The sequence below is a fragment of the Desulfovibrio litoralis DSM 11393 genome (genome assembly GCF_900143255.1).
GTDB lineage: Bacteria > Desulfobacterota > Desulfovibrionia > Desulfovibrionales > Desulfovibrionaceae > Frigididesulfovibrio_A > Frigididesulfovibrio_A litoralis.
This window is the reverse complement of record NZ_FRDI01000007.1, coordinates 25,032-39,573: the sequence shown is the minus strand read 5'-3', so window position 1 is coordinate 39,573 and position 14,542 is coordinate 25,032. Positions and strand designations below refer to the sequence as shown.

The 14,542-nt window shown below is 37.5% G+C and carries 6 protein-coding genes and 1 tRNA gene; 6 read left to right on the top strand and 1 reads right to left on the bottom strand.

Going from position 1 to position 14,542, the window contains the following annotated elements; genetic code table 11:
* Positions 1-32 precede the first annotated feature (32 nt).
* From BT999_RS08030 to BT999_RS08010, 5 genes are all read left to right on the top strand, one after another.
* On the top strand, positions 33-3,251 hold the full coding sequence (locus tag BT999_RS08030; protein ID WP_425429661.1) for a DEAD/DEAH box helicase: 3,219 nt from the start codon (positions 33-35) through the stop codon (positions 3,249-3,251).
* Between the two features lie 389 nt (positions 3,252-3,640).
* Positions 3,641-7,243: an AsmA family protein gene (locus BT999_RS08025; protein ID WP_072697272.1), complete on the top strand. Its 3,603-nt coding sequence runs from the start codon at positions 3,641-3,643 to the stop codon at positions 7,241-7,243.
* A gap of 160 nt (positions 7,244-7,403) precedes the next feature.
* Positions 7,404-7,760 carry a response regulator gene (locus BT999_RS08020; protein ID WP_072697271.1) on the top strand — a complete coding sequence of 119 codons (357 nt, stop codon included), beginning with the start codon at positions 7,404-7,406 and terminating at the stop codon, positions 7,758-7,760.
* 11 nt (positions 7,761-7,771) lie between these two features.
* A complete protein-coding gene (locus BT999_RS08015) occupies positions 7,772-10,534 on the top strand; it encodes a PEP/pyruvate-binding domain-containing protein (protein ID WP_072697270.1) in 2,763 nt (920 codons plus the stop codon).
* Positions 10,524-12,296, top strand: a complete 1,773-nt coding sequence (locus BT999_RS08010) for a dephospho-CoA kinase (protein WP_072697269.1) — start codon at positions 10,524-10,526, stop codon at positions 12,294-12,296. The genes BT999_RS08015 and BT999_RS08010 overlap by 11 nt, the downstream gene beginning before the upstream one ends.
* Positions 12,297-13,757: 1,461 nt before the next feature.
* On the opposite strand, the gene BT999_RS07995 is transcribed toward BT999_RS08010, so the two are convergent.
* A tRNA-Ser gene (locus BT999_RS07995) sits at positions 13,758-13,847 on the bottom strand.
* A 129-nt stretch (positions 13,848-13,976) separates the two neighbouring features.
* Between BT999_RS07995 and rfbC the strand changes: the two genes are divergently transcribed.
* Entirely contained in the window at positions 13,977-14,537 is a 561-nt protein-coding gene (gene rfbC, locus BT999_RS07990; protein WP_072697266.1) for a dTDP-4-dehydrorhamnose 3,5-epimerase, read from the top strand.
* Positions 14,538-14,542 lie beyond the last annotated feature (5 nt).

Sequence of the window (14,542 nt, the reverse complement as noted above, 5' to 3'; positions counted from 1 at the left end):
TATCAATATATAATTTGACCTCAACTCTTGGTATTCAAATGACGAATGAATTGCTTGCAAAAGAATTGCTCAAAAACTTTCTTGAAAACGATGTTATTGATTACGTGCTCGAACGTGCGACATCAATAATTAATTCAGGTGGTTTACAAAAAATAAGTCTTAAAAAAGATGACTCCCACTGGGAAATAGACGGAAGCGTGCATGAAGACGGCTTGCAAGTCTATAGCCCTCAAATTTCTTTGTTTTTAAATGAAAATAATCTTAGTTATTCTTGTAACTGTGATAATTCTTTTTCGGGGATTTGCGACCACGTTACCGTTATTGCCAAAAAAATGTTTGATTCGCTTAATACGGTTAACGAAACAGAAAAAACCCTGCCAACAACCCAAGGGGACTGGCGACAAAGTTTTAGAGCTTTTTTTGTTCCGGAACACGAGCCGGAAGCCGGGCAATATTATTTAATTTTTCGTTTATATGCGGAAATGGGGCGTTTACAAGTTGCCTTTTTTAGAGGAAGGCAAAATAAATCAGGCCTGTCTAATGTTCATTCCGAAGTTACGCTTGAACAACTTATTAATAACCCTGATTGGTGTGAACGTTCGCCTGAGTTGCCGATAGTGGCAAAGCAAATTGGTCAATATTCCGATTATTACGGTCATAAGGTTGAAGTTCCGGCGGGGTTGATTAACTGGTTTTTAGGGGCGATTCAAAAAGAATATTTCTTATTTTGGGAAGATAGCGAAAAAACTTGTCGTATTTCTTCTCGCCCCGTTCAGCTTAAAATTAGTCCACAATTTAACTCGGAATCTCAACACCTTGAATTTATCTTTTTTCTTTGTCGTCAAGATAAAAAGCCTATTGAAGTTAAAGATATAAACTCTGTCTTTATCGGACATTGCCCTATGTGGCTTTGTTCTCAAAAAACTTTTTATCAGCTTGAAACCTCGCTTCCTACTGCGTTCGTGCGTGAACTTTTAACAACAAAACCCATTGTTTCGCATGAAAATATTTCTGAGTTTTTAGATCGAGTTTGGTCTCGTATGCCTGCGACTGATGTTTATAAACAAGACGAGTTTTTAACAAAAATAATGCCGATTTTCGTTCCGGCTGTTTATACTCCAAAGTTGTTTTTAGACGAAGAGGGAAGCCTTCTGACTCTTGAGATTCAAAATGTTTATGAAACGATTCATGGTGAATTTTTTATGCCCGGTCCTAACCCTGATTTTCAGACCGGAAGTTATGCCTTTGAAGGTGCAACTTATTTAATTCGTCGCCATCAAGAAGAAGAACAAACCTTAATAGACCTTTTGACTGAGATGAATTTTCAACAACGTAGTCAAAAGCTTTGGTTTTTGGAACCGGAGGAAGCGGTTAGTTTCTTACTTGAGGCTTATCCCGGTTTGGTGGAACAGTATCGTGTTTATGGTGAAAAAAATCTTAGCCGTTATAGAGTGCGTTTTTCTGCTCCCGTAATTTCCGCCGAACTTAAAGCCGAAGAAAAAGATAAGTGGTTTAATCTTGATATTTCTATTGAATATGAAGGTCAGAATGTTGAGCTTGAAAAAATCTGGAAGGCATGGAGCGAAGGGAAACGCTATGTTCAGCTTAAAGACGGCTCTTATGCCAGTTTACCCGAAAGTTGGTTAGAGCGTTTAGGTCATAAGCTTGAGGCTTTGGGGCTTGACCCTGCGAAACCGCCAAAGAATAAATTTGATCACTTTGAAGCACCGGTTTTAGACAGTTTGTTAGATGATTTTCCTAATGTCAAAACCGATGAATATTGGGTTAACCTAAGAGATAAACTACGTTCTTTCAATGAAATTGAACAGGTAGAGCCACCGGTTGGTTTAAATGCCGACTTAAGAGCGTATCAACTTCAGGGTGTTTCTTATTTAAACTTTTTACATGAATATGGTTTCGGTGGTATTTTAGCCGACGAAATGGGGCTTGGGAAAACAGTTCAAACTTTGTCTTTTATTCAACGCATGGTTGAAACGGGACATAAAGGTCCAAACCTGATTGTCGTTCCTACTTCTGTTTTGCCTAACTGGGAAAGAGAAGCGGAAAAGTTTGTGCCTGAGTTAAAACGTTTGATTATTTATGGTGCCAAGCGAGGAAGCTTAATTCACAGTATCGCCGAATATGATTTGGTTATGACGACTTATGCGTTATTAAGAAGAGATTTGGAAGAACTGCAAAACTTTGAATTTAATTCTATTATTTTAGATGAAGCTCAAAATATCAAAAATCCGAATACGATTACCGCAAAATCAGTCAGAGAAATAAACGCTCGCCATCGTCTTTGTTTGTCGGGTACTCCGATTGAAAACAATCTTTTTGAACTTTGGAGCCTCTTTGAATTTCTCATGCCGGGATTTTTAGGAGCACAACACGCATTTCAACGCGGCATAGTCAAACCGATTAAAGACGGAGACGATCAGGCGTTAGACTTTTTACGGACTCGTGTTCGCCCATTTATTTTAAGGCGTACTAAAAATGAAGTGGCGAAAGACCTTCCGCCGAAGATAGAAAATACTTATTACTGTGCCTTAGAAGAAGAACAGGCAGAACTATACGCTATTTTAGCCAGAAAGCTGAAAGAACAAGTTTTAAACACCGTAGAAGAAAAAGGACTCGCCAAGAGTCAGATGTCTATCCTCGATGCTTTATTGCGTTTACGCCAGATTTGCTGCCACCCCCGCTTGTTAAAGCTTGATATTCCGGGTGTTTCAACAAACCTTCCCTCAGGCAAGTTTGAAGCATTTAAAGATATGATTGTTGATATTGTTGACGAAGGGCATAAAGTCTTGGTCTTTTCTCAATTTGTTCAGATGCTCCATATTATTCGCTCTTGGTTACAGATTAGCGAGATTCCTTTTTGTTATCTTGACGGGTCTTCCAAAGATCGTTTTGAACAGGTCGATAAGTTTAATAACACGCCTGAAATTCCTATCTTTTTAATTTCCTTAAAGGCAGGGGGAACAGGTTTAAATTTAACTAGTGCCGATTATGTTATTCACTATGACCCTTGGTGGAACCCTGCTGTTGAAAATCAGGCAACAGACCGTGCACACAGGCTTGGACAAACCAAACAGGTTTTTGCCTATAAACTTATTTGTCAACATACTGTTGAAGAAAAAATATTGAAATTACAAGATATGAAACGTGGTGTTGCCGATGCAATTATCCCCGGACAAGAAACATGGAAGTCTCTTACTCGTGATGACCTTGAAATGTTATTTGAAATTTGATGGTTTTTAAGATACCTTTCTGTTGTCTTGTTTGATATTTACGGATATATTATTTATAGGCTAGCTATTTTGAACGGATTCTTTAGTCTTACCTTAAGAATAACGGCATAAATGTTCACCGAGTAGAGATTGTTGCATAATAGTCTCTAAGTGGCTTTCTTTAGAAAGACGCTCTAAAACACGAATATACGAATAAAGACACGCCTGCCGGTGGCCCTTGAGACGCTTGAGAAACTTGAGAAAATTTGGGGGATTCGGGGGCTTGTTTGAAACAAAGGGAAAATTTAATTTCCCTGTAAAATAAGTGTTTTTTTGACTCAAAACGTTTTATGCTATGTGTATACAACACATAAAAAAGATGACAAAAGTACGCAAAACGGAGTTTTGCAATGGTTTTGAGTATGTGGCAAAACTTTAAATTATTTATACGAACTTTAATAAAACTTACTGTGTGGCTTGGCATTTGTGCTGTGTTACTGAGTATTTTTGTTGATTCTCGTTTTTTATCCGAACGTATTGCCGGTGCTTTAAGTAAAGTTAGCGGGTTAAAGTTTACTATTTTAGGTCCGGCTCGCTTTACCCTTATTTCTTCGGGGCCGGGTATAGAAGTAAGAGGTATATTAATCGAACAACCCTCGGGGTTTAAGTCTACTGTCTCTTTAATCAGAATTCCACGCTTAAATTTAAGAATAGACTTAGTTGCTTTATTGACGGGTTCGGTCAAGCTTAAAGAAGTTTCGATTTATAGACCGAGAGTTTATGCCATTGTTAACGAAAATGGAGAAAACAGCCTGCTTGCGTTGATAAAACAGCTTCAGGTTCAAAACACGCCTGATTATGAAAAATCAAATTTAAAAGAAACTAATAGCTCTTCTACAAATTTTCTTTCTTCGACTAATTCTAGCTCGGTAATGCTAAATGCAGGGCAAAATGCAACACAACTAAGCACAAACTCTACTTTGTCTGTCATACAATCGGGTATTGCTCAAAATGCAACAATTGCTCAAAACACTCAGAATGCAACTATTAAGGCAGATACCGATACGCTTGAAGCAGGCACAAACAAGACGGAGTCATTCACCTCTCCAGATATAGATCTGCAAGATAGGATAGAAATGAAGCTTTATGCCTTGTTAAAACCGATTTTGCCAAGCTTGGACAAGATAGAAATTAATAAAGGGCGTTTTTATTTTGAAAGCACAAAAACAGAGTGGTATGATGTTAATGACTTAAATATTTCTTTTAGTATTACAGACCAAGATGACGACAAGTTTCCTCAGCTTGCGGAATTAACAATTGAAACTGATTTAAAAATGCCTGCTGAGGTCGTGGAACAACCTGATTCTCCACCTATAAACTTTACACTTGATACAAAACTCAGCCTCCCTTTTGCGTTGCAAGATCAAGAACAAGGCAAATTAAAGTTAAGTTCGCCAAAACTCTCGCTTAACCTCTATTCAGATAAATATTCAAGTCCAAAAGGCTCTATCTTTGGGCGTTTGAGATTAGGCTTGGACGCAGATTTAAGTTTGACCGATCAAAGTTTAAATATTTCAAAACTTGAAGTCAATGGCGATGGATTAAGTGCTTACGGACATATAAATGTTTATAATTTATTTACTTTTACTCCGCTTACTATCGTAGAGTTGTCGGTTAATAATTTCAGCTTAACTCGCTGGCTCGGTTTTACGCGTAAACTTCCAAACGGTTTGCAACATACTTTGAACAAAGCCGGCGGAAATGTTAATGCTCTAGGGGTTGGAAGCCACTTTGCGTTTTCCTCAGATAATATTAAGACGCCATATGTTAAGATTAGTGGTCTTGGTATTGTGCCTAACTTTTTGAAACCCTCTTTATATTTAAGTTTAAATACCGATTTTGTTGATGCAAATAGGGTTATTCCCGATCTTTCACCTTCAGAAAAACAAGGTGGTTATAAAGAGCCGCCTCCTTTAACCTCTTTACCGCCTTTGCCTTTTTTCGGGCCTAACTCCAGGGTTTCAGATTTTGGTGAATTTCCTTTTAATATTTTGATTTTTGCCAAAAAAGCAAAGGTAAATTTATTTGATATTGACACTATAAAAGTACGCATATTTCCGGATATGACTAAAAAATTAGTCGCTTTAAATGCTCAAGTGGGTAATGTTTATGGCGGAACGGGGGTGGTGGATCTTGATCTTACCAAAGACGTTGTAATTAGAGCCAAATTGCAAAATATTAATACCGAACCTATGACTGTGTTGTTGTCTGATGTGGTGAATACTAAAGGTAGGGCAAACCTAAACTTTAATGGGCTATTGGTTGGAAAAGTTGTTACTGCTGATGCAGATTTGCAGAATGTTGATCCGTTTAAACTGGTTATTATTGGCGGGGGAGATATTAAGAAACAGGGAAATAAGTCAAGCTTTGGAGATATGGAGTTGCCTTTCGCAAGGCTTTTAGTCAGTGCAAAAAATTTACGCATAGAAAATATTAAACGCATACTTAATTTAAGCGGCGAATTGACTGCGGATATTCAAGGTCCTTTTGATATTGGCGGGCTAACCTTTAATCAGTTTGTTATAAAAAAAGCTAAATTTAATACGCCTGTTTTAATGGATTTAGAAGCTCAGAAGTTTACTAAAGTTGAAAATATAGATTTTGAAACCTATTCTCGTGGAACCTTTAAAAGTTTTGAACAAGAACGCCCGCTTAATATGGGCTTGCGTGGAATATTAAATCTTCAACTAGAGAGAAAAGGGCTTAGCCTCGATAAAATGAATTTAAGCTTGTTTAACTCTACAATCACCGGAAAGTTTAAAGCCGAAAGATTGTGGGGGAACAGAAGCCTTAACGATAGAGGGCAAGTTGTTAATACTGATACTGTTTACGATATGAGTTTGGGCTTTAAATCTAATAAATTAAGAGACTTTTTAGACGGAACCGGGCTAAATTCCGGTCTTGGGTTAGCCGTTCCAAAAAATGAAAAAATGTTAAATAACCTTGACTGTTCTGCGGATATTAATGCTAAGGGTGAAGCCCTTAAAATTAAAAATATGCAAGGCAAGTTAGATTTGACGCCTTTTAAATTTGACCTTGAAAAAAAGGTGCTTGGTTCGGCTGATGCGAATAACAAACTTGCTCCAAAATATGACTGGAAGCTAAGTTTAAGCTTGGGGTCTTTTAACTTTGATGATTATAGAGAAAAATCAAAGCCTGAATCAGAAAACAAAACAAGCGAAAAACCCAAAGCAAAGCCTTGGAATTTTACTCCACTATATGAAAATAAAATACAGGCAAGTTTAAATGCGGAACATTTACGCATTTTTAAGCTCGACTTTAACAATCTTAAGGCTGATCTTTCGGTGGCTGATGGGCGAATTAACTTAAAACCCGTTAGTTCAAAATTGTATGACGGTCATTTTAAACTTGATCTAAGCTCAAAAGTTGAAAACAACGCTTTGGTTAGTGCTTTAAATATAAATGCGGAACAGGTTAATGTTTCAAGATTTATGATCTCTTTGTTCGAAAAAGAATATGCAACAGGCAAGATGTTTTTAAATACCAATCTTTCCGGGGTCGCAAAAAGTATGGACGATATTCCGTCTGGTGTTTCCGGTCCTTGGAATATACAGTTTAAAGACGGGCAATATTTTACTGATCCGCCAAACGTTAATGACACTAAAAAACGAAAAAGCAGCGGAACTTCTTTTAGTCTTGCGACTGCAAGCGGAGCTATGACTAACGGTGTTATTAAAACAGATAACTTTAAACTTAATTCCGGTTTGCTCGAAATGAACGGTAGGGCAACAATAGACTTAAACAAACGCACAATTGATACTCGCATTAATGTTATTGTAATTAAAGGCCCGACTATTCCCGTAACCGTAACCGGTTCGCTCTCAAACCCCGAAGTTTCCGTAAAGGGTTTACAAGCTGTACCGACTTCCGTATTTCAAATTACTAAAAGTGTATTAACGTTACCTTTGCGTATTTTTGGCTATGAAGATTAAGATTATGTTGAGGTTATAAGCGTTTTAAGTATATTTGTTTGCGATTTTGTCTTGCCGTAAAAAAATGCTTTTGGTATAATACTTTTCAAAATCTTTATTTGTCTTGGTTTGTTTAGATATAATACGGTTTAAATAACTGCATAACAAAGGCAGGGGTAGAATGCATATATTAATGATTGATGATGAAAGTGAATTTTTAGAATTGATGCAACAACGCTTTGAAAAGCGTAATATAGCGATTACTACTTTTACCAGTGGTTTAAAGGCGTTGGATTTATTGAAAAAAGAAGAGTTTGACGCCGTGGTCTTAGATGTTAAAATGCCTGAAATTGACGGCCTTGAATTATTAAAACGGATCAAAGTATTAAAACCTGATTTGCCTGTCGTTGTCTTATCCGGTCATGCGGGAGTTAATACGGCGTTATCTGCCGTTGAAACCGGTGCGGCTGATTATATTATGAAACCTGTTGCTATTAACGACTTAATTTTTCGTTTAAACGAAATAATAAAACATTAAGCAGAATATTTATGTCTATATTTAATCAGCTTTTATCTTTTTTTGATTATAAAAAAAGAAAAACAGAAAAAGAAAGGCGAAAGTCGGCCGCCGTTGAGGCATTAAAAGATGCCTTTAACGCTCGTTGCAAACAGTTTCGAGTTTTGCTTTCCGCCAATAAACGCGCATTAGAAATTATGGCAGATATGGAAGCAAGATTATCGGGAGAAACTCCCTTTGATATGAGTTATGTCCGTAGCCAAACCACACAGGTTAGCATTAACGTTTATCGTATGATTGAAGCGTTAAATACCTTGGCAGGTGATGCGTATCTTGATCTGTTTAACCGTTTTTCTTTAATCAGCGGTGATATTCTCAAAGTAGTTGAAGCAAAAGCAAACCAACCGCTTAAAGCCAACGCCCCTTTGATTATTCCTTTAAACCAAGCCGGCGTCGATTTAATTACTGAGGTTGGAGGAAAAATGGCAAATTTGGCAGAAGTCGCCAAAAGCTTACATTTTTCCGTGCCTGATGGTTTTGTTGTTACAGCGAGTGGTTATCGTGAATTTGTGCGTCATAACGGCTTAAGAGACGAAGTTAGACGTTTGATTCAAAGTGCTAACGCTAAAGAATTGGACGAAGTTTTTGCTTTGAGTTTAAATATTCAAAAACTCATTAAAGAGGCTGTTTTTCCTCGTGCGTTGGAAGTACAGATAGAACAAGCAATTGCCGAATTGGAAAAAAAATATCCAAACGCCAAATTTGCCGTGCGTAGCTCGGCTTTAGACGAAGACGGCGGAGAAACCTCTTTTGCCGGTCAATATACTTCCGTATTAAATGTTTCCCCTAATGATGTGATTAGAAAAGTAAAAGAAGTTTTTTCAAGTAAATATAGCGTTCAGGGAATTACCTATCGCGCGAATCACGGTTTGGTTGACGAAGACGTCCCTATGTGTGTTGGTTGTATAATTATGGTTAATGCCTTAGCCGGCGGGGTTGCTTATAGTCGAAACCCTATGTGTGCCAAGGCTGATTACGTTGTAATCAACTCTAGTTGGGGCTTGCCTAAAACTGTTGTTGACGGCGATACGTCTCCTGATGTGTTTAGCGTAAAAAGACCGTCTAAGTTAGACCCAAGCAAGAGCTTGGAAGAACAATTTAGCGTTTTAAAAAGAAGTATCGGTAATAAAGAATATAAACTTATTTGTTCGGAAAACGGTTTGGAAAAAATCACTCTGGACGCTGAAACCGCTGTTGCTTCTTCTTTGACCGATGAACAAATTTTTATGTTGAGTAAGATTGTCGTAGAGGCGGAAGAGTTTTACGGAGTCCCTCAAGATGTGGAATGGGCAATTGATTTAAACAATAATATTATTATTTTACAAAGCAGACCTCTGCCAAAGGCAAGAGAAGAAAGCGAAGAAGCTTTTAACCCGGGCTTACCTCTTTTATCAGAAGGCGGAATTACCGCCAGCCCCGGAATAAGCACGGGCGTTGTGCGTATTGTACGTTTAGAGTCTGATATTCTTGAATTTCCCACCGGAGCTGTTTTGGTTGTACACCAGGCACATTCTCGTTGGGCTGTGCTTTTATCCAAAGCTTCGGCAGTTATCGCCGAAACCGGGGGAGCCGCCGGACACTTGGCAAGCGTTGCCAGAGAATATGGGATTCCCGCGGTTTTTAACGCAAATGGAGTTTTGGCAAAATTGCAGAACGCCGATAAAGTTTATCGTGCATATCAGGCTGAAATAAAAAATAATAAAGATTTAGACCAACTACCTTCGCCTCCTGATGCTGCCTATGTTACCGTTGATGCTTTTGCTGCGAAAATATATCAAGGTAAAGCGGAAAATATTCCTGTGGTGAGTGAGGGTGAACGGCTTTTACCTGTTTTATCAAATAGTCCTGTTTATAAAACTTTAGCCGAAGTGAGCGAATTAATCATTCCTTTAAATTTATTGTCGCCAAATACGCCTGAGTTTGCACCGGCTTTTTGTCAAACCTTGCATGATATTACACGTTTTTGTCATGAAAAAGCGGTTACGGAATTTTTTAATACAAATTCAACCGATCACTTGCGTGCCGGGAAACAGCTTGTTGCCAAACATAAATTGCAATATTGGATTATTAATCTTGGAGACGGTTTTTACGAAGATGTTCCGACAAAAACCGTTGATATCTCAAATATTGCCTCCTTGCCTATGTTGGCTTTATGGCACGGTATGTCGGCTGTTCCTTGGGCGGGTCCGCCCGCTACAACTTCGGTTGGCTTTATGGCGTTAATGGCTGAAAGTGCGATTAATCCTGAGCTTGAACTAAGTAGACAAGGTAATAATTCTATGTCAGCTCGTAATTATTTCTTGATTAGTCGAAATTATTGCACGCTTCAGGCTTCGTTTGGCTATCACTTTTGTACGGTTGAGGCTCAAAGCGGAAAAAATGATGTCGAAAATTATTTGAATTTTCACTTTAAAGGCGGGGCTTCAAATTTGGCAAAGCGTAAAGCAAGAGCTAATACCTTAGGTGAGGTTTTGAGCCAATTGGGCTTTATGGTCGATATTAAACAAGACGCTCTTTTTGCACGTATGGAAGAGGTTTCGGAGCCGCATTTGTTTGAAGCACTTGTTGCCGTTGGACATATTATTGTGCATTCTCGCCAAGCGGATATAGGTCTTGGTAGCGAGGCGGGCGTTGTAAACTTTAGAGAAAACCTGCAAACGGGTTTAGGGCAATTAACGCCTTTTGTTCCACCTGAGAAAACGAAAATAACAGCATCTGAATTAAATGGACAATAAAGAAGTTTCTTTCTCCGTATTAAAAGCGACAAAACGTTTAGATATTTTTTTGGCGGAACAGTTAAATCTTATACAGAAATATACTGTTTCACGGGAAAAAATTAAAAAAGCGATTTTATCCGGACAGGTCAGCGTAAACGGACAACTTTGTTTAATTCCGAAACAGGCTTTGCATGTTGATGATTTTGTTTGTTTTAAACCTGAACTTACGGAAAGTTCTTTAGTTCCTGAAGCCGGTCAGCTTGAGATAGTAGCTCAAGTTGGTGATATTCTTGTTGTTAATAAAGAGGCGGGGCTGACTGTTCATCCTTGTGAAAGTCAAAAAGAAAATACTTTGGTTCAGCGTCTTTTAAACGCATATCCTCAATTGGCAAAAATGGAAGGCTTGCGTCCGGGAATTGTTCATCGTTTGGATAAAGACACGAGCGGGCTTGTGCTTGTTGCTTTGTCCGAGCCTATAAGCTTGGCGTTAAGCCGTGCTTTTTCAGAGCGTAAGGTGCATAAAAAATACTTGGCTTTGGTTTATGGCGAACCAAAAGGTGAGAGTGGAACGATTGAACTTCCGCTTGGACGAGACCCGAACTTTAAAACACGACGTGCCGTTTTACCCTTAAATAAAGGCGGAAAAGAAGCTTTGACTTATTGGAAAAAGCTTTGGGTTGAGCCATCTGGGCTGTTTAGTTTAGTCGAAGTTGAGATCGTTACAGGGCGTACTCATCAAATTAGGGTGCATTTTAGTGCGATCGGACACCCCTTGCTGGGCGATAAAGTTTATGAAAGCGAAATTGTAAAAGCTTATCAAGCCAAACAAGCGGCTTTTAAAAAAGTTAAGCGTCAAATGCTCCATGCTTGGCATATAGAATTTGAATATCCAAAATTATGTGCGAAAACGCACGAATGTTCTTCTTTGAATAGTCAGGATAAAGAGGAAACAGGCTTAAGTTCTTTTAATGTCTCTCCACCGAGGGATTTTATTGAGGCTTTGACTGCGTGTGCCAAGCGACCTTGGCGGGTTATTTTAACAGGTTCGGCAGGAGCGGGGAAGAGTACTGTTTTACAGGCTTTTGCGAAACGTGGGATAACTATTTTTAGTGCTGATAAAGTCGTTAGTGAATTATATCAACCTGATAACGAAGGGTGGCTTTTAATAGACAAGTTATATGGTGGGCGTTTTACACGTATTTATGAAAGCGATGAAGAATTAAGCGAAAAAAGTTTTTATGACTTTGATAAAAAAGCTGTAGATAAAAGAAAGCTCTTTGATTTCATTAAACAAAACCCAAAGGTAAAGCGTGATTTAGAGGAGTTTGTACACCCTTTAGTGAAACATGCTTTGGAAAATTTTTGGAATAAATCAGCGATGTTAGATGATGATGCTTTATTTTCTGTTGCTGAAATTCCTTTGTTTTTTGAAGCTAAACAAATTTTTGAAACGTTTACAGAGCCTTGTCAAATAATGCAAACGCTAACATTAGACAAAAAAACAATTAAAACTCCATATCAGCCTATAATTATTAGTGTTTGTTGTGATAAAAAGATTAGGGAAGAGCGTTTAAAACGACGTGGATTGTCGGAAGAAGATATTGCGTTGTTCACCTCTTGGCAGTGGGACGAAGAAAAGAAAAAAGAAAATTCTGATTTTGTTGTTGAAAACTCCGCCGGGTTAGCAGAGCTTGACTGTGCTGTTGATAATATATTTAAGCAAATCAGGTTATTAGATGAAGAATATCTTGAATCTGTCAAGGCGTATATTCCTCAATAGATTGTTTTTAATTCCCGTGCGAAACCGCACAATTTAAAGATGTGTTCGCTTAAAATCGCACAGTATGGTTTTTGTTGTTTGCGTAGCTTGAGTTTAAAATAAATTATTTCAATATGTTATCATTGTTGATTTTTTGGCACGCTTAATGCTTAATAGAAAGTAAGTTTTGATACATTGTCCCTAACCTTGGTATCAACTTCTTTCTTTCAATTTCAGCTTGTCCCCCTAAATAAGCTTGATTCTCTCCTGAAAGAACAAAGCCCGAACAATAGCCGTTTGGGCTTTTTGTTTTTTTGTGTTTTACTGTTTAATTTTTTTCAGTGTGTGTTTTAGAACGTCAGGCATTAGTTCTTTTCCGTGCGAAATCGCACGATTTAAAGATGTGTTCGCTTAAAATCGCACAGTATGGTTTTTGTTGTTTGCGTAGCTTGAGTTTAAAGTAAATTATTTCAATATGTTATCGCTATTGTTTTTTTGGCACGCTTAATGCTTAATAGAAAGTAAGTTTGATACATTGTCCCTAACCTTGATATCAACTTCTTTCTTTCAATTTCAGCTTGTCCCCCTAAATAAGCTTGATTCTCTCCTGAAAGAACAAAGCCCGAACAATAGCCGTTTGGGCTTTTTGTTTTTTTGTGTGTTATAAATAGTGCTTATGCTCGTTGAAAAAATGTATTGAAAGCTATTTTAAATTTTTAATTCATAGATTATATATAATAATATTTTCACCAAAAATGAACCTAGCTTTTCATAAACAGCAAGGAGAATCATAACTAATAAAGTTATATTAGTAAGATAAATAAAAGTTAATTGTTTTCGCAACATCAACCAAAGAGTTCCGGATATCAGCAATGTAAAAAACATATATACCGGAATTCTTGTAAGGATAATTTTTTGAACTAAATCAGAAATTATGATGACAACATCAAAATAATAATATGATGTACTATTTCGAAGCAATCCGTAGTATTCTAATGCTTTCAACGCAATTAATACAAAGAATAAAGCGAATGTGAGTTTTCGAGAGTTCAGATCCATTGTGGTACTACCCATTTATTTAAGCGTAAGTACATTGTTCCTAAATATATGGCAAGCATTAGCATGACGATTATATACGCAAGAGTCAAAAATAAATATAATTGAGCGAAGAATTGTAATAAAGTATTGCGTTGTGTTTCTGAACTTTTCCACAAAGCTCTTAATAAAATCAGGAGTAAGGGCACTCCGATGCCTGTTAAGACGAAGCCTAGTTTGACGTTAAAAGAGTCAGCATATGAAATGAGTTGTATATAGGCATAGTGGAGCAGAACCACCACCAAAAAAGTCAGCCACAGTGGTTTTTTACCTTTTAAAAAGTCTGATAACATGAAAGCTTTCCAGAATAAAAAAGTAATAAAAAAAGGGCAACTTGTTCGGTTAATATTATACCTAGAAAAGTTGCCCAAAAATTTGCTAATAAGCTGGCGGAAGGGGAGGGATTTGAACTCTCGGAGGGCTCACACCCTCAACGGTTTTCAAGACCGCCGCATTAAACCGCTCTGCCACCCTTCCGAACTAGCAAGAAATTACCTACTGTATTTTTATATGTTTGGCAAGAAAAAAGTAATATTTTTTTAATTTTTTTCTTTTAGCTTTAAATTTTTTGAGTTATAAACGATTAAACGAGTCAGGAGTGAATTCATGTTTATCGAAAAAACCCCGATTGAAGATTTAGTTATCTTAAAACCAAAAGTGCATCTTGATGAAAGAGGCTTTTTTTTAGAGTCATTTCGTCAAGATATTTTTGAAACGTTATTAAAAGGTACAAAATTTGTACAAGATAACCACGCTCTTTCCGTTGAAGTCGGCGTTTTAAGAGGGCTACATTTTCAGTTGCCGCCTGCGGAACAAGCAAAGCTGATTTGGGTTACTCGTGGTTCGGTGTTTGATGTGGCTGTTGATTTGCGTAAAAATTCAAAGACTTACGGAAAGTGGTTTAGCGTTGAGTTAACGGCGGAAAACTTTTTGCGTCTGTTTATTCCTCGTGGTTTTGCACACGGATATATTACTACGAGTCCAAATACCGAATTTATGTATAAAGTCGATAATTATTACGCCCCTAATTACGATTCCGGAATAGCTTGGAACGATCCTGATTTAGATATTAGTTGGCCGTCTTTGCCATCGCATTTATCTGAACCTATTTTGTCAGAAAAAGATAAGAAACAACAAGCGTTTAGAACTTTTCAAAGTCCATTTTAGCCACT